The organism is Novosphingobium sp. ERN07 (genome assembly GCF_012641335.1).
Lineage (GTDB): Bacteria > Pseudomonadota > Alphaproteobacteria > Sphingomonadales > Sphingomonadaceae > Novosphingobium.
In genome coordinates, this window is sequence record NZ_JABAID010000009.1 from 108,041 (window position 1) to 124,443 (window position 16,403).

General features: G+C 61.5%; 13 protein-coding genes, 1 tRNA gene and 2 pseudogenes. 11 read left to right on the forward strand and 5 right to left on the reverse strand.

What is annotated here, in order from left to right; all coding sequences use genetic code 11:
• Positions 1 to 3 precede the first annotated feature (3 nt).
• Positions 4 to 1,221, reverse strand: a complete 1,218-nt coding sequence (gene rnd / locus HGI47_RS13590; protein WP_168853304.1) for a ribonuclease D — start codon at positions 1,219 to 1,221, stop codon at positions 4 to 6.
• A 140-nt stretch (positions 1,222 to 1,361) separates the two neighbouring features.
• Here rnd and aspS point away from each other — a divergent pair, with 140 nt between their 5' ends.
• From aspS to HGI47_RS23110, 9 genes and pseudogenes are all read left to right on the forward strand, one after another.
• Positions 1,362 to 3,143 carry an aspartate--tRNA ligase gene (gene aspS, locus HGI47_RS13595; protein WP_168853305.1) on the forward strand — a complete coding sequence of 594 codons (1,782 nt, stop codon included), beginning with the start codon at positions 1,362 to 1,364 and terminating at the stop codon, positions 3,141 to 3,143.
• A gap of 117 nt (positions 3,144 to 3,260) precedes the next feature.
• Complete coding sequence (locus tag HGI47_RS13600; protein WP_168853306.1) at positions 3,261 to 3,497, forward strand: acyl carrier protein; 237 nt, start codon at positions 3,261 to 3,263, stop codon at positions 3,495 to 3,497.
• Positions 3,498 to 3,643: 146 nt separating this feature from the next.
• Positions 3,644 to 4,906: a beta-ketoacyl-ACP synthase II gene (gene fabF, locus HGI47_RS13605; protein ID WP_168853307.1), complete on the forward strand. Its 1,263-nt coding sequence runs from the start codon at positions 3,644 to 3,646 to the stop codon at positions 4,904 to 4,906.
• 11 nt (positions 4,907 to 4,917) lie between these two features.
• A complete protein-coding gene (gene mltG, locus HGI47_RS13610) occupies positions 4,918 to 5,895 on the forward strand; it encodes an endolytic transglycosylase MltG (RefSeq protein ID WP_168853308.1) in 978 nt (325 codons plus the stop codon).
• A 193-nt stretch (positions 5,896 to 6,088) separates the two neighbouring features.
• Positions 6,089 to 6,664: a 2'-5' RNA ligase family protein gene (locus HGI47_RS13615; RefSeq protein WP_240950181.1), complete on the forward strand. Its 576-nt coding sequence runs from the start codon at positions 6,089 to 6,091 to the stop codon at positions 6,662 to 6,664.
• Positions 6,665 to 6,695: 31 nt separating this feature from the next.
• Positions 6,696 to 7,979 (forward strand): adenosylmethionine--8-amino-7-oxononanoate transaminase, encoded by a 1,284-nt coding sequence (locus tag HGI47_RS13620; protein WP_168853309.1) that lies wholly within the window; start codon positions 6,696 to 6,698, stop codon positions 7,977 to 7,979.
• 74 nt (positions 7,980 to 8,053) lie between these two features.
• Positions 8,054 to 8,129, forward strand: a tRNA-Thr gene (locus HGI47_RS13625).
• Positions 8,130 to 8,402: 273 nt separating this feature from the next.
• Positions 8,403 to 8,519: pseudogene (locus tag HGI47_RS23105) on the forward strand (hypothetical protein); the annotation flags it as partial.
• A gap of 233 nt (positions 8,520 to 8,752) precedes the next feature.
• Positions 8,753 to 9,529, forward strand: coding sequence for a tyrosine-type recombinase/integrase (locus HGI47_RS23110; protein WP_370521720.1), 777 nt, complete (start codon positions 8,753 to 8,755; stop codon positions 9,527 to 9,529).
• Between the two features lie 40 nt (positions 9,530 to 9,569).
• Here HGI47_RS23110 and HGI47_RS13635 read toward each other — a convergent pair.
• Positions 9,570 to 10,528, reverse strand: a pseudogene (locus tag HGI47_RS13635) (IS481 family transposase).
• Positions 10,529 to 10,758: 230 nt separating this feature from the next.
• Entirely contained in the window at positions 10,759 to 11,265 is a 507-nt protein-coding gene (locus HGI47_RS13640) for a hypothetical protein (protein WP_168853311.1), read from the reverse strand.
• Positions 11,266 to 11,376: 111 nt separating this feature from the next.
• Here HGI47_RS13640 and HGI47_RS13645 point away from each other — a divergent pair, with 111 nt between their 5' ends.
• Together HGI47_RS13645 and HGI47_RS13650 are read left to right on the forward strand one after the other, a co-directional pair.
• Positions 11,377 to 12,843, forward strand: coding sequence for a hypothetical protein (locus HGI47_RS13645; protein WP_168853201.1), 1,467 nt, complete (start codon positions 11,377 to 11,379; stop codon positions 12,841 to 12,843).
• Positions 12,844 to 12,854: 11 nt separating this feature from the next.
• Positions 12,855 to 13,481: a hypothetical protein gene (locus HGI47_RS13650; RefSeq protein ID WP_206066194.1), complete on the forward strand. Its 627-nt coding sequence runs from the start codon at positions 12,855 to 12,857 to the stop codon at positions 13,479 to 13,481.
• Between the two features lie 4 nt (positions 13,482 to 13,485).
• Here the strand turns inward: HGI47_RS13650 and HGI47_RS13655 are convergent, their stop codons facing one another.
• Positions 13,486 to 14,214, reverse strand: coding sequence for a DUF3142 domain-containing protein (locus tag HGI47_RS13655; protein WP_370521722.1), 729 nt, complete (start codon positions 14,212 to 14,214; stop codon positions 13,486 to 13,488).
• Positions 14,211 to 16,379 carry a hypothetical protein gene (locus HGI47_RS13660; RefSeq protein ID WP_168853313.1) on the reverse strand — a complete coding sequence of 723 codons (2,169 nt, stop codon included), beginning with the start codon at positions 16,377 to 16,379 and terminating at the stop codon, positions 14,211 to 14,213. Before HGI47_RS13660 ends, HGI47_RS13655 begins: the two co-directional genes overlap by 4 nt.
• Between the last annotated feature and the right edge of the window lie 24 nt (positions 16,380 to 16,403).

A 16,403-nucleotide genomic window follows, 5' to 3' on the forward strand; every position in this document is an offset into this window, starting at 1 on the left:
GTCCTATTCGTCTACATGGGCAATGACTTCGGCCTGTTCACCGTTGCCGCCGATATCGTCGATATGCGCCATCTTGAGTTTGCCGTTGACCACTGCGAACGCGAGTTTGCCCTCGACGAGTTCGAGCGCATCGCGGCCAAACTGTTCGAAGCGCCAGCCTTCTAGGATCGGCAGGTTCTTGCGCTGCCCGGCGGCAAGTAGTTCCAGATCGTCGGTGCGGGCGAGGAGGCGGGCGGCAATGTCGATTTCGCGGCTGCGGATTTTCAGCAGCAGCTTGAGCAGATCGGCCACCAGTGCGCCTTCCTTGCCCAAGGGCGCGCCGCGTGGCGTCTTCGGCGGCATTTCGGCTTCGGTCAGCGGCTTTGAATCGGCCAGCGTCTGCATCAGGCGGCGACCGATGTCGTTGTCCTTCCATCCGGTGGAAAGGCCGCGCACTTTGGCCAGATCGTGTTGTTCGCGCGGGGGGTGGCTGGCGATATCGGCCAGCGTTTCATCGCGCATGATGCGGCCACGCGGGATGTTCTTGTCCATCGCTTCGCGTTCGCGCCATGCCGCCAGCGATTTGAGGCGGCCCAGAACGGTGGGATTGCGGCTGGGCGCGCGGATCTTCTGCCAGACGGTTTCCATGTCGGTCCGGTAGTTTTCCGGGTCGGCCAGCTTTTCCATCTCGATATCCAGCCATTCGCCGCGTCCGGTCTTGATCAGGCGCTTGAGCAGCTTGGGGAAGATTTTCGACAGGTGGGTGACGTCGCCAATGGCATACTCGATCTGGCGTTCGGTCAGCGGGCGGCGCGACCAGTCAGTAAAGCGGGCGCCCTTGTCTATCGTCAGGCCGAGCCAGGATTCCACAAGGTTGGAATAGCCGATCTGTTCCGACTGGCTGACTGCCATCATCGCGATCTGCGTATCGAAGATCGGGTGCGGGGTCTTGCCGGTGAGGTTGTAGATGATTTCCACGTCCTGCCCGCCGGCGTGGAAGACCTTCAGCACGTCCTCATTCTCGCACATCAGGTCGAGCAGAGGAGACATGTCGAGACCGGGGGCCAGCGGATCGATCGCGGCGGCTTCCTTGTCGTCCGCGATCTGCACCAGGCACAGTTCCGGCCAATAGGTGTTCTCGCGCATGAATTCGGTGTCGACGGTGACGAAATCGGCTTTCGCCAGACGCTCGCACAGATCGGCCAGAGCGTCGGTCGTGGTGATGAGGGGATGTATCTTCATCGGTCTTTTCTGTATGGCGCGCGTGGGAAGCGGCCCGGTGGTGCCCCCGTCAGGGGAGCGCGGCTTGACAAATGCGCGGCCATCGCCTGTTAGCCGCGCATTCCCCCTGCCCGATTGCAGACCGATTGGAAAGAGTTTCGATGCACCTTTACCGTTCCCATACCTGCGGCGCCCTCTCGCGCGGTGATGTCGGGCAGACTGTCCGCCTTTCGGGCTGGGTGCACCGCAAGCGCGATCATGGCGGCGTGCTGTTCGTCGATCTGCGCGATCACTATGGCATGACGCAGATCGTGGCCGACGTTGACAGCCCGGCGTTGGCGATCCTTGAAGCCCTGCGCGTGGAATCGGTGGTGACCATCGATGGCGATGTGAAAGCGCGGTCCGAAGGCACGGTCAATCCGAACCTGCCCACTGGTGCGATCGAAGTCTATGCGCGCGGGGCGACGGTGCTTTCGGCTGCGGAAGAACTGCCCATGCCGGTGGCGGGCGAGCAGGAATATCCTGAAGATATCCGCCTGCGCTATCGCTTCCTCGACCTGCGGCGCGAGACGCTGCACGCTAACATCGTAACGCGCACCAAGGTCATTTCCGACATGCGCCGCCGCATGGAAGGGGCGGGCTTTACCGAATATTCGACGCCGATCCTGACCGCTTCCAGCCCCGAAGGCGCGCGCGACTTCCTCGTGCCGAGCCGCATTCATCCGGGCAAATTCTATGCGCTGCCGCAGGCGCCGCAGCAGTACAAGCAGTTGCTGATGGTGGCGGGCTTTGACCGCTACTTCCAGATCGCACCGTGCTTCCGCGACGAAGACCCGCGTGCCGATCGTCTGCCGGGCGAGTTCTACCAGCTCGATCTGGAGATGAGCTTCGTCACGCAGGAAGAAGTTTGGGAGACGATGGAGCCGGTGATCGGCGGTGTGTTCGAGGCGTTTGCGAACGGCCGCAGCGTGACGCCGACGGGCAGCTTCCCGCGGATTCCTTATGCCGAAGCGATGCTGAAGTATGGTTCGGACAAGCCGGACCTGCGCAACCCGATCATCATTTCGGACGTATCGGACGAGTTCACGCAGTCGGGCTTTGGCCTGTTCGAGAAGATCGTGGGCACCGGCGGCGTCGTGCGCCTGATCCCGGCACCGGGCACGGCAGACAAGAGCCGCAAGTTCTTTGACGAAATGAACGACTGGGCGCGCGCCGAAGGGCACGCGGGCCTTGGCTATGTGACGCGCAAGGGCGGCGAGTTCGGCGGGCCGATTGCCAAGAATCACGGCGCGGACAAGATGGCCGCGCTGTTCGACAAGCTGGGCCTTGGTCCTGACGACGGCTGCTTCTTTGCGGCTGGCAAGGCCGAACAGGCGGCAAAGCTGGCGGGTGCGGCGCGCACGCGCGTGGCCGATCAGCTTGGCCTGATTGACAAGGACCGGTTCGAACTGTGCTGGATCGTCGATTTCCCGTTCTATGAATGGGACGAGGAAAACAAGAAGGTGGACTTCAGCCACAACCCGTTCTCGATGCCGCAAGGCGGGATGGACGCGCTGTGCAATCAGGACCCGCTGACGATCAATGCTTTCCAGTACGATCTGGTCTGCAACGGCTTTGAAATCGCTTCGGGTTCGATCCGCAACCAGTCGCCCGAAACGATGGTGAAGGCATTCGAGATCGTCGGCCTCTCCAAGCAGGACGTGGAGGAGCGCTTTGGCGGCCTTTACCGCGCGTTCCAATATGGCGCGCCGCCGCACGGTGGCATGGCGGCAGGCGTGGACCGCGTGGTCATGCTGATCTGCGGTGCGCAGAACCTGCGCGAAATCACGCTGTTCCCGATGAACCAGCGCGCTGAAGACCTGCTGATGGGCGCGCCGTCACCGGCGGCGTTGAAGCAATTGCGCGAATTGAACATCCGTGTGGTTGAGCAGACCAAAGGTTGAGCCGGGCGGGGCGCGAAGTGAGGTGATCCACAGCGCGCCTCTTGCCAGCGTGGCCCGCGTTCATTAGGGCGAAACCCGAAACCAGAATTCCAACGCTTTCCTTCGAAGGGGCATTTCATGAGCGATACCGCCGACCGCGTTAAGAAGATCGTTGTCGAGCACCTCGGCGTCGAGGCTGACAAGGTCACCGAAGAAGCCAGCTTCATCGACGATCTGGGCGCAGACTCGCTCGACATCGTTGAACTGGTGATGGCTTTCGAAGAAGAATTCGGTGTCGAGATCCCCGACGATGCGGCCGAGAAGATCTCGACCGTGCAGGACGCGATCAAGTACATCGACGAAAACAAGGGCTGATCGCCCACTTCCCCCCTTTGCCCTGAGCTTGTCGATGGGCTGCTTGGCGCCGGACCCTTAGGGGAAGCGCCGGGCAGGGGAGGACTTCGGCAGGCTCAGCCCTTCTTCAGGGGCTGGGCCTGTTTGCATATTTCCCGGAGAATTCAATGCGTCGTGTCGTCGTAACCGGACTTGGCCTCGTCACCCCGCTGGGCGCGGACGTGGAAACCGTGTGGAAGAACCTGCTCGCCGGGAAAAGCGGTGCAGGGCCGATCACCAAGTTCGACGTGAGCGACCAGAAGTGCAAGATCGCCTGCGAGGTGAAGCCTGCCGATCACGAGTTCGGCTTCGATCCCGGCAAGCGCGTCGATCACAAGATCCAGCGTCAGGTCGATCCGTTCATCGTCTTCGGCATCGATGCCGCAGGCCAGGCACTGGAAGACGCAGGTCTTGTCGATATGGACGATGATCTGAAGACGCGCACCGGCTGCTCGATCGGGTCGGGCATCGGGGGGCTTCCGGGAATCGAAAGCGAATCGATTGTCTTGCACGAAAAGGGTCCGGGCCGCGTTTCGCCGCACTTTGTGCATGGCCGCCTGATCAACCTGATCTCAGGGCAAGTCTCGATCAAGTATGGCTTGATGGGGCCGAACCACGCGGTCGTCACCGCCTGTTCTACCGGCGCACATTCGATTGGCGATGCTGCGCGCATGATCAAGGATGGCGATGCCGACGTGATGCTGGCGGGGGGTGCGGAAAGCACGATCAACCCGCTGGGTGTGGCAGGCTTTGCCCAGGCCCGCGCGCTGAACTGCAGCTATAATGACCGCCCCACCGAAGCGAGCCGTCCCTATGACAAGGACCGCGATGGCTTTGTAATGGGTGAAGGCGCGGGCGTTGTCGTGCTGGAAGAGTACGAGCACGCAAAGGCACGCGGCGCGAAGATCTACGCCGAAGTCGTCGGCTATGGCCTGTCGGGCGATGCCTATCACGTGACTGCGCCGCACCCTGAAGGCAAGGGCGCGGAACTGGCGATGCGCATGGCTCTGAAAAAGGCCGGGATGACGGCGGGCGACATCGATTATGTGAACGCCCACGGCACGTCGACGATGGCTGACACCATCGAACTGGCGGCGGTGAAGCGCGTGCTTGGCGACGATCTTTCGGGCGCATCGATGAGCAGCACCAAATCTGCCATCGGGCACCTGTTGGGCGGCGCGGGCGCGGTTGAAGCGATCTTCTGCATTCTGGCCATTCGCGACCAGATCGTGCCGCCGACGTTGAACTTGCACAACCCTGACGAAGGCACCGAGGGCGTCGATCTCGTGCCGCACGTTGCCAAACCCCGCAAGGTGCGCGCGGCGCTGAACAATTCGTTCGGTTTTGGCGGGACCAACGCCAGCGTGATCGTCAAGGCGCTGGAAGACTAAGGAACAGCCGCATGGCTCGCCGTCGTCGTTCGAAGCTGCCGTTGATTGCGGTGGCGCTTGTGGTGGTGGGCGTCTTCGGCTGGATAGCCGGGGGCTGGGTCGCCACGGGTCCGCTCGAACAGCAGATCGAATTCGACGTGGGCAAGGGCGAAGGGCTGAGCGCGCTGGCCGACGATCTGGAAGCGCAGGGAGCCATCGGGTCCGCCACGCTGTTCAAGTTGCGGGCCAAGTTGCTGGGCAGCGGCACCGAGGTGAAGGAAGGTTCGTTCCTGATCCCCAAGGGCGCGAGCGAATCGACGATCCTTGAAATCCTCAAAGGCGACAAGGTGATCCGTCGCCTGATTGCCATCCCCGAAGGTATGCCGTCGATCATGGTCGCCGAACGGTTGCTGGCGAACAAGGATCTGACCGGCCCGGTATCCGCGCCGGGTGAGGGCACCGTTCTGCCCGACAGCTATGACTGGCAGAAGGGCGAACCGCGCGCCGCCGTGCTGAAGCGGATGCAGGCGGCAATGGACAAGGCGCTGGCCGAACTTTGGGCAAAGCGATCACCCCGCACGGTGGCCAAGACACCGCAGGAAGCGCTGATCCTTGCTTCCATTGTCGAGAAGGAAACCGGCAAACCCGAAGAGCGGGGCATGGTGGCAGGACTTTATTCCAATCGTGTGCGCAAGGGCATGTTGCTGCAGGCGGACCCGACGATCATCTATCCGATCACCAAGGGAAAACCTCTGGGCCGCCGCATCCGCCAATCGGAAATTCAGGCGGTAAATGGCTATAACACCTACACGATGGTTGGCCTGCCAAAGGGGCCTATCACGAATCCGGGACGTGATTCGATTGCTGCCGTTTTGAATCCTGCCGAAACTGAAGCACTTTTTATGGTGGCGGACGGCACAGGCGGGCATGTATTCGCTGATACACTTGAACAGCATAATGCCAATGTTGCCAAATGGTTCGCCCTGCGCAAGGCGCGGGGTGATCTGTGAGCAACTGCAAAATCTTATCCGAAATGGTGAATAAGTTCTTCCCTTGTTAATGGTTACTGCCTAAGGACTTCCACGGAGGCACCGGGACAAAGCTTTGCTTTGCCCAGGATCCGGGGAACATTCCGGCTGTACCGAGCCGTTCGCGCCTGCGAATATTTGCGGTTTTGCCGAATGTTCCCTTCTCCTCCCTTCTATGCAGTTTGAACAAGACGTGTCGTCATGGCAGGGCTTGGCGATGGATGTCCCCTCCTCACCCGCGCCGCTGATTGCCACTGCCACTTTGCCCGGTGATATTCAGGCATGGGCAGATCATTTGCGGACAACGCATTTTCCACCCGAACGCAATTTCCTGAAAGCGCACGTTACGCTGTTCCATGCGCTGCCGCCGATGCTGCTGGAAGAAGTGCGGTCGCTGATGGCAACGCTGGCGGGGGATACGTCTCCCATAGACGCGCGGATCGATGCCGTGATGGACCTTGGCGGCGGCACGGCCCTGCGCATTCTCAGCCCTCACATGCTCGATCTGCGGGCGCAGATTGCCGATCATTTCCACGGAATGCTGAGCGCGCAGGACCATAGCAAGCCACGTCTGCACGTCACCGTGCAGAACAAGGTCGTGCGGGCGCAGGCGCGTGCATTGCAGGATGAACTGGCGGCGGGTTTTGCACCACGCGATTTCAGCTTCACAGGGCTTGCACTGCACCACTACCGCGGGGGACCTTGGGAGGCGGCGGGGCAATGGTCGTTTCGCCGGCGATACAGGTCTTGATCCGCGCGGCCATGCAGGTCAGTGCAGGGGGATGAACGCAACTCCTGATTGGTACACCAAAGGGCGCGGCCACGTGTGGCTGCCCTATACCCAGATGAAGACGGTGCGGCCCGCGCTGCCGGTCGTTTCGGCCGAGGGCGTGCGCCTGCGGCTGGCGGATGGGCGCGAACTGGTTGACGGGATTTCAAGCTGGTGGGCCACCGTTCACGGCTATCGCCATCCGCACATTGAAGCAGCGGTGCGCGGGCAATTGGAGACGCTGCCCCACGTCATGCTGGGTGGGCTGGCGCATGAGCAGGCCTATGTCCTCGCGCGGCGGCTGGCGGGATTGCTGCCCGGCGATCTTGACCATGTGTTCTTCAGCGATTCGGGATCGGTCGCGGTTGAAGTGGCGATGAAGATGGCCGCGCAGTTCTGGCTCAATCGCGGGCAGCGGCGCGTGAAGTTCCTGTGCTTTCGGGGCGGCTATCATGGCGATACGTTCGCCACGATGAGCGTGTGCGACCCGGATGAGGGGATGCACAGCCTGTTCAAGGGCGCGCTGCTCGAACAGGTCGTGGTCGATCTGCCGCGTGATGCAGCGCAGGAGGCTGCGCTAGGTGACGTGCTGGCGCAGCATCGGGGTGAACTGGCGGGCATCGTGGTGGAGCCGCTGGTGCAGGGCGCGGGTGGTATGGTGTTCCACGATCCTTTCACGCTGCAGGCGCTGCGACGGCTGGCGGACGAACATGATCTACTGCTGATCTTTGATGAGATTTTCGTGGGGCTGGGGCGGCTGGGCGATGCGATGTTCGCTTGCCAGATTGCCGGGGTGCAGCCCGATATCGTCACTCTGTCGAAAGCGCTGACCGGCGGCACGCTGCCCTTGGCAGCCACGATTGCCAGCGCGCGCATCCACGATGGCTTTCTGTCCGACGATCCGTTGCACGCGCTGATGCATGGGCCGACCTATATGGGCAATGCGCTGGGTTGTGCTGCCGCCAACGCTTCGCTCGACCTGTTCGAGCGTGAGCCGAGGCTGGCGCAGGCACAGGCCATCGGCAAGGCGCTGGAGCGGATGCTGGCTCCTTTGCGCGACTTGCCGGGGGTGAAGGACGTGCGGACGAGAGGCGCGATTGGCGTGGTGCAGCTTGATCGCGCAGCGCCGGCAGACCGCCTTTCTGCCGGCTGTATCGAACGCGGCGTTTGGCTGCGTCCGTTCCGCGACATTCTCTATACCACGCCGCCTTTGACCATCGGTGAAGAAGACTTGGGCCGCATCGGCTCTGCCATGACCGCTGCCATTCGTGACTGGAGCGCGGGCCTCGGAAAATGATCGCACAAACCTGCGCAAAAACCCTTGCCTAGCCCGCCCCGTCTGGCTAAACGCCGCCCCTGCCCACAGGGTAGGCCGCTTTAGCTCAGTCGGTAGAGCACATCATTCGTAATGATGGGGTCAGGTGTTCGAATCACCTAAGCGGCACCATTTCCCCTTTCGCCAATGCCCGCGTTTGGTTGAAAAAACCCCGGAAATCTGCCATAAATTGGACTGGTTGAACCGCCAGCGCCCGCCGACGTTCGTCTCTAATCAGGCGATTCTGGGGGCACGGTGGGGGCCATTTAGCAACTGCTGAAAGGCGTGGCCCCCAATGGCACTTTCGACGATCACAATCCGAAACGCGAAGCCCCAAGCGAAGCCCTACAAGCTGACGGATGAAAAGAGGCTGTTCTTGCTGGTCCAGCCATAGGGCGGGATGCTTTGGCGCATGAAATAGCGCGTCGATGGCACCGACGCAGATGGCAAGCCAAAGCAATTAGAGAAGAAACTGGGGCTGGGCATGTATCCCGTGTCAGCCTGAAGGACGCGCGCGAGTGGCGCGATGATGCACGTCGCCTGCTGGCCAATGGCATTGATCCGGCGGAACAGAAGCAGCGCGATCTGCGCAGCGCCGAGATCAGCGCGGCCAACACCTTCACGGCTGTTGCTGATGCCCACATCGCCAAGAACGAGCGCGATCGCCTCGCGGCTAACACGATCGTCAAACGGCGCTGGTTCATCCGGCTGTTGCAGAAGGAGCTGGGCAATCGCCCCATTTCCGAAATCCAGCCGTGCGACCCTATGAAGCGGCGAAGAACGACGAGAAGGCGCATCGTGCGCTTCAGTTCGTCGGTGGCGTGTTTCGCTATGCCATTGCAAACCAACTGGCGACATCGGACCCGACGCGCGATCTGCGCGGGGCCTTGGCCAAACGCCAGCCGAAACACCATGCGGCGATTCTTGAACCCAAGCGCGTTGGCGAACTGCTGCGCGCGATGGACGGTTATGAAGGGCAGGGCTTGCCGATTACGCGCATTGCCCTGCAATTATCGCCTTACGTCTTCGAGCGCCCCGGTGAACGGCGCAGAGTGGAATGGTCGGAAATTGATCTGGACGCGGCTGTGTGGCGCATAATGGCCCCGAAGATGAAGGGCAGGCAGGAACACGCCGTTCCGCTCTCCTGCCAAGCCATCGCTCTGTTCGAAGATGCTCGCGCCATGACAGGCGATTGCAAGTATGTGTTCCCGTCGATCCGCACGCCAATCAAGCCAATGTCCGAGAACACGGTGAACGCGGCGCTGCGGCGGCTGGGCTTCACCAAGGATAAAATAACCGCGCACGGCTTCCGCGCAATGGCCAGCACGCTCCTGAACGAATCCGGCAAGTGGTCGTCAGACGTGATCGAACGCGCGTTTGCCCACAAGGACAAAGACGCCGTGCGCGCCGGCTACTATCGCGGCCAGCACTGGCAGGAGCGCGTCGAGATGGCGCAATGGCGGGCGGACTATCTGGACACGTTGCGCACGGGGGCGGAAGTTGTGCCAATTGCGATGGCGCGTCGTGGATAGTTGAACTGCCCTGCTTGCCCCGTCCGCTTGACGACGCATTCTAGGTATTCAGTCCCGGTATTTGGTGGGTCGGGTCGACGATGAACCGGTCTGGCTCTGACGTCCAGATCTTGGCGATGTATTCGTAGGGCGTGAGCCCGCTGAGCGTCTTGAGCCGGCGGGCAAAGTTGTAGGCGGCCATGAAGTCGGCGAGGTGCATCGTGAGCTGGTCATGGCTCTGGTAATGAAAGCGTTTGACGGTCGCCTCCTTGATCGTCCGGTTCATGCGTTCGACCTGCCCGTTGGTCCACGGCTGGTTCGGTTTGGTGAGCCGGTGCTCGATGTCGTTCGCCTCGCAGATCATGTCGAAGCGCATCTGACGCGACCAGGCGGTGTTGCGGTTACGAGGCTGATCGGCGGACTGGATGCCATTGTCGGTCAGAATGGTGTGGATGCGGTAAGGTACGGCCTTCAGCAGGTGGTCGAGGAACTCCCACGCTGTGCGCCTGTCGGCCTTGTCGACCAGCTGGGTGACCGCGAACTTGCTGGTGCGGTCGATGCCGACGAACAGGTAGAGCTTGCCTTCGGCGGTCTGCACCTCGGCAATGTTGATGTGGAAGAAGCCGATGGGATAGCGTTTGAAGCGTTGACGCTTCGGCTTGTCGCCTTCGATGTCAGGTAGACGGGAGATTCCGTGCCGCTGGAGGCAACGGTGCAGCGCTGACCGCGTCAGATGCGGGAGCCACGGCTGCAAGGCATAGAGGCAGTCATCGAGCGGCAGCAGCGTGTGCCGCCGGAACGCCACAACAACTGCCTCATCGGCCTCGGACAGAGTGGTGGAATGAGGGGCCTTCGGCCCGGTCTTCAGGTCCTCGACCGTCGTTCTCTTACGCCACTTCGCTACCGCCTTCGGGTTGATCCCCAGCTCACGGCTCAGCGTCGCGAGCGAAGCTCGGCGCGCAGTATTGCTGCTCGGACGGCGTGCGTGGTCGTGGCGCACCCATGACGTATCTGTCCCATATGGCATCCTTCCATTCCAACGAAAGGATCGAACCATCAAACCGTGGGATCAAACACTTTTCATCGGTCCCCGTTGCGAGCTCAAAACGCTCAGGTGACCGGCGCAAAACCGTTACAAGTCGACTTTGCTGGGCACCAACTTTACTACCCCAACCGTCGCAACCCTTCGCCCGCTTTTCGGGTGGTTCTTGCCGAACTTCGCAGGAACGCTGCGGCGGGTTGATTGGCTATCAATCCACCGCTGGGCCGAGGTCGCCCACGGTATTGCAGTCTGCATCTTCGCGCGCGGCTGCTGACAGGTTTTGCTCTTCCTTGCTGTGGCCGGGATTGAGCCGGTCAGGGGCAATGCCCTGTGCATTCAGCAATTTGGCAATGGCGCGATAATAGGCGGCTATGTCGGCACATGAATTAGCGCCCCCACCGGTTACCGCCCAGATCACGCGCCAACCGCCTTTTGTCTTTGGCCCATCGTTGCGCAGAATGTATTCACCGCCATCGTATTCCTGCTGTGACGGTTCGACCGAGGCATAGGCGAAATTGGCAGACTTCCCTTTCATCACGCGCAGATCGTGGACGATGAAGCGGATCTGCGAACCGGAAGAGGGGCGGATGGCATCGAGAATCTGCTTGCGTTCCGGCGTTCTTGGGGCAGGCGTCGAAACTTGCACGGCGCGCGGCGCAGCAGTGGCATCTGGTGCGGCCAGCAATGCTGACAAGGATAAGGCGGACGCGAACATGAGAGCGGTTTTGCGCATGGGCGGTGTCATTCCAAACCGATTTGGATAGGGTGGATTGTGGCCCCTTTGACGAACGTCTACGCCCCGCGAATGCCAGAACGCAACAATACCATGAACCGTACTGGCAGCATCGTGGCCACAATATTGGCCACTGCGCTCACGGCTTTCTTACCTGCCGCGCCAGCCCTTTCCGATCCGTGGGAGGAGGCTGGCCTTCTGCTTGAAAAAGCGGCTGCGGCGCGTGATGCGGGTAATCTGCCCGAAGTCGTTTCGATCTATCGCAAAGCAGCCCAATTGCTGGAGCAGGGCAAACCGCACGATGATCCGGTTTCGCTGATCTTGCGTGCCGAATTGCAGCGCGATCTGGCGCGGGCGATGGTGGATGCCGGAACCGGCGATCCTTGCGTCCCGCTGGCGCAAGGGCAACGCCTGCTCCAGCAGGCAGGTGGCGCTGATAGTCTGTCTTACGGCACGAAAGTGCAGGAAGAAATTGGCCACGGCGCCGATCAACTTTCCCCCGAACAGCAGCGGCAACGGTGCGCAAGCACCGCGCCACCTGTCGATCCGGGGCAAGCGGATTCAGCGCTGGTCGGGCACTATTACCTGTCGGGCGTCATGGAAACTGGGTCGGAACTGCGGCTGAAGGCCGATGGACGGTTCGATTGGTACATCAGCTATGGTTCCGTGGATCAGATGGCGGAAGGGCGGTGGGGCGCAAGTGGCGGCGCGGTCATGCTTGTTGCCGATCAGCCCGCCGCAGATGCGCCGCTGTTTCGTGCTGACGAGCGCTTCGAATGGAACGAAGACGCTGAACGCCGGATGCGGGAATTGGCAGAGGACAAGGCGGTAGAGGCCGCTGCCGCACTGTGTCCGTGGAATGTCGCGGTGGCGATGTCGCCCCCTGTGCTGTTGCCGGAAGACCGCCCCCCTGCGAGCGCGGCAGATATTGCCTCTGCGCACAAGGCTTTGGCACAGGCGGAAATGGCGCGCGATACGGCAAGCCGCGCTGCTGCGGTTGCAGTGGGATCAGCCTCCATAGATGCAGCGGAAAGCGAACATGCGGCCAACGCAATAGATACCTGGCACAACGCCAAGCAGGCGATGGAGAACGCTTATCGTGTTGCCGGTATGGAAGCGCCCGATATCGGCGCTCCTGTCATGCCGCCTGCCTGCACGCACCGGCGCGTGGATCATGGCGTGGCGATCCCGCAGAGCGAATGGCAGCCGTCCGTTGCGGTCATCGTCGGTGATCCCGCGCGCGAACTGCGGCTTTCGCGCGTGGGTGTGGTGTTCATCTACAGCGACGGCCACCGCGAAACCGCGCAGACCAGCAGGGGCGGATGGGCCTTTGCACCTGCGCGGACGGGCGCGACCGTCAGCCAACTCGTCCTGTCTTTTCCCGAACCGGTAAACCGTTCGCAAACACTGTCTATCCCGCCGATAGCCCACGGCGTCCAGACGGTTATTGCGGACACCCGGCAGATCGAAGCGCCGCCATTTACACAGATGCGCCTTGATGTTCGTGATGGTGACTTGTTCCCCCAAGACATGCCGCGCGGGCGCTATTCGCGGAATTGAAAGGAACTTTCGTGCTGCATCGGCTAGCTGCCTTCGCCTTGATCCTTGCTACTCCCGCGTTTGCGCAGGACGATGAGGAGTTTGATCCTGCTGCGGTAAGCGTGACCGATGCGATCAACTGCCATCTCGATGCGCCCACCTACAACGGCTTTGCGCTGGGTGTTTCGGGCGACGACGGCGTTGCCACGCAACTGGGCTGGGTAAAGATCGAAACCGACAATCCCTTTTTGCTGGAATATCGATTGCCCGAACCGGTCGCGGTAACCGGAGAATGGCAGACGGATCACATTGCCTTTTCGTCCAGCGGTATCCTCGCCGTGCTGGATGAACCTGATCCGGCGGTCATTGCCGGTCCTGAAGGTATTGTGAACAAGATGGACCCCGAAGCCCTGATAGTTGAGATTGTGGCTTCGGGCGCAGCCACGCGGGCAGAGGTCGAGGCGGAAATTCATTTCCGCAAATTCCTTGGCCAACGCGTGCTGGTAGACGTGACCGAACCGGCTGAAAAGCCTGGTGGTTTTGGCACGCACACCGTGATCGCGCGATCTGTATCCAACGCCACCAGCCATCCGGGCAAAACGCTCTATGGCTGTTCATACCGTATCGAACTGCTCGATGGGCAAGGCAATCCGCTATAGCTGGTCAGGCTTTTGGTTTCGCCGGATTCAGCAGGAACACCACGTAGCCTCGGAACATCGGGTGGCGCTCCAGCATGGGCGGGGGCGTCCACGCCCCGCCTTCGACCAGCGCAACGCGAAACGGGATGGGGAAGCGCTCCATCCGCGCAAAATATTGCTCGTAACCGGGAATGGTGGAGCGATGCTGATAGGTTTGCACCACCACTTCATCGACCGTTTGCGCCAACCCGGCCAAGGCTTGCGGATCGCCATGCGCGCTCCAGTCCATCAGGCCGGTGATCGATAGCTTCAACCGTTTGGGCAGGCGTTCGCGCACGGTGTGAAGAAACGTCGCATAGCCTTCGATGCCGCGCGTGGCCGCATCGAAATCGACCTGAAGCCCGGCAACATCATTGCCCGCCGCTTGCCACTTTTCAACGTCGGCAAGGACTGCTGCGTAAGTGGCGTGGTTCCAGTCGAGCCGGTCCGCCCGCACAACCAGCCACACCGACCGTCCCGGCAATTTAGGCACACCCATGCGCAGGCGTTGCAGTCGCGCGGGACCGTTGCGTCGTACTTCACCATCGAGAACATAGACAGTTTTTGCCGCACTGTCTGGCGCGGGGCGTACTCCCGGCCAGACGTAGATCGCGTCAAACTTTGCCGCGTTCGCCTGTTGCGCTTCGGCCTGCGGGTCTGCCTTGCACCCTGCCAGCAGCGCAAAAGCGAACAGTATTGCGGCGCGAAAACTCACCAGTAATAGCGCAGGTTCTTGGCCCATTGGCTTTGGGGATAGCGCTGCTTGAGTTCGGTGAACCACGCCTTGCGTGTGGATTGCGGCGCTTGGGCGGCGTCCATTTCCTCAATCGTGCGCGATGGACCGCTGCAACCGTTGTAGCCCGATGGCGCATAGCACATCACAGCCCGATAGAGCGCATAGGCGCGCACATCTGCTGCGGCAGCCTTATCGGCAATGATGGCGTCATAAATCGCGCCGCGCGATAGCGCTTTGCCGGAAAAGCCATCTGGTCCATTGCCCAGCGCCATCTCATTGTTATCAGGGGTGAACAGCGAAAAGCTGTCAAAACCGTTCAGCCGATAGAAATCGCCAAGGCACAGCCGTGCGCGGGGATCGCCAGGTGTCCGGGCCAGCGTGGCGGCTGTCTCGGCAATGGTTGGGCAAGCGAACCCATCGGACCAGCGGCCTTTACGGAACAACCCTGCCGGAACCGCGTCTTGCCGCGCGAAGTCCCACAGACCGCCATCGACATTCGCGTTGGCAGGGACCAGCACCACATCGCGAGTGAAATCGGCATAGGCACCGCGCGTCAGATCCTTGTAGAGCAGCGTAAACCGCGCGACATCGCGTTCATGCGCAGGACGTGCCGTATAGGCGGCGGCGGCGCGCAGGATTGCGGGGCTGGCAACGGTTTGCAGCAGCACTTCCCGGATCGTAGGATCGGTGATGGGTGAGCTGGTGGCGAAAATCTGATCAACCCGCCGGTCACGCTGCCAGCGCACGGCAAGGCCCATTTCGGCAAGCGGACGTTGATAGAGCGGATTGGCCCCTGCCAGCAACTCGCGCCAGAAACCGGCCTCATTCGGATCGCGCAGTTTTCCCAGAGCCATCCCGCGCACGGTCTGGCGACTGAATGCCAGCGGCGTAAAGCGGGGCTGGCGCGCCGCATCGGGCAGCAGAGCCAGAACGGCTTTCGCATCTCCGCCGCCATAGATGGTGCGGCTCGCCTCCAGCAGACCATAAAGCTCTGTATGGCTTGCGAACAGTTGCTTCTGCGCCGCAAGATCGCTGGCGGAAAGGCCGATGCCGTCATCCCCGCCGGGGCGCATCTGCTTGAAGTCGGCCACGGCCAGCAGCAGCGGGGCTTTGCCTTGTGCAGCGATCAGTGCTGCAAAATCTTCGCGTTGCAGCAGCTTGTTGTCGATTTCTTCGGCCAGATCGGCGGCGGCCTCGCTTGAACCCGGCGTGGTGGCCAGTAGCGTCTCATAGCGGCGCACAAGCGTGGCCATATCGCCGTTCAGCCACGCGACACGACGCTTCAAACCCTCCGCAGAAGCGGCGTAGGTGCCTTTCGGATAGGCTTTGAGATATCTGTCAATCGCGCTGCTTGCCGCATCCAGTGATGGCTTGTCAGCTTTGGCTGAGCCTGCAAAATCGCCCCATTCATCCACGGCATTGGCAATTGCCATGCGCAGCCCGATGCGGATCGGCATGTAATTCGCCGTTTCGGCAATCCAGCCTGATTTGGCGCGGGCGAGGGCAGCGAAGCCCTGGCTCGCTCTCGCCCAGTCGTTCTTGTGAAAGGCATCTGCGGCCTTCAGATAAGCCAGATATTCGCGCCCCGGCTTGCTGGTGATCGCCGCTTCGCCCCATGCGCCTTCGTTGCACCCCGTCTGCGCGCGCATCTCCGTCAACGCGGAGCGTTCACCTGCGGGAAGGCCTGGTTCTGTGCCCATCGCTGCGATGAAAGCGGGTGTGCCGCTAAGCGCAGGTTCGCACACTCGCTCATCGTATCCGGCCTGTTCCGTTTGTTCGGGCTGCGGCCAGTATGCTTCGCGCAGGCCGCCCCATGACATGAAGGTCTTGCCGAATTGCCGGTCCCACGGATCGGGATTGCCCTTGGCAGGCGCGTCCGGCATTGGGTGCAAGCTTTGCATCAGCAGCACCATGTTGATCCGCGTATCGTTGCCGGGGCTGATCATGGCACGCCCGGCGCAATCATAATCCGCTGCCGCAAGTTGCCATCCCGGAGCGCAGGAACTGTCTGCACAGGCCCACAGCGCGCCGCCTGCACCAAGCGTCGAAAGGGTAACCGCACCAGCCACGGTCAGCAGCGGATGTTTGCGCCTCCACGCCAGAAGGTTGCATAGCAGCGGAATCGAACGCTTGTTTTCAGTCATGATCCCTGCCTGCGCACAAGCCAG

Bases quoted from the DNA above. Each gene is read 5' to 3' on its own strand.
- rnd (WP_168853304.1), bottom strand. From the start codon at position 1,221: ATGAAGATACATCCCCTCATCACCACGACCGACGCTCTGGCCGATCTG.
- aspS (WP_168853305.1), top strand. From the start codon at position 1,362: ATGCACCTTTACCGTTCCCATACCTGCGGCGCCCTCTCGCGCGGTGAT.
- HGI47_RS13600 (WP_168853306.1), top strand. From the start codon at position 3,261: ATGAGCGATACCGCCGACCGCGTTAAGAAGATCGTTGTCGAGCACCTC.
- fabF (WP_168853307.1), top strand. From the start codon at position 3,644: ATGCGTCGTGTCGTCGTAACCGGACTTGGCCTCGTCACCCCGCTGGGC.
- mltG (WP_168853308.1), top strand. From the start codon at position 4,918: ATGGCTCGCCGTCGTCGTTCGAAGCTGCCGTTGATTGCGGTGGCGCTT.
- HGI47_RS13615 (WP_240950181.1), top strand. From the start codon at position 6,089: ATGCAGTTTGAACAAGACGTGTCGTCATGGCAGGGCTTGGCGATGGAT.
- HGI47_RS13620 (WP_168853309.1), top strand. From the start codon at position 6,696: ATGAACGCAACTCCTGATTGGTACACCAAAGGGCGCGGCCACGTGTGG.
- HGI47_RS13640 (WP_168853311.1), bottom strand. From the start codon at position 11,265: ATGTTCGCGTCCGCCTTATCCTTGTCAGCATTGCTGGCCGCACCAGAT.
- HGI47_RS13645 (WP_168853201.1), top strand. From the start codon at position 11,377: ATGAACCGTACTGGCAGCATCGTGGCCACAATATTGGCCACTGCGCTC.
- HGI47_RS13660 (WP_168853313.1), bottom strand. From the start codon at position 16,379: ATGACTGAAAACAAGCGTTCGATTCCGCTGCTATGCAACCTTCTGGCG.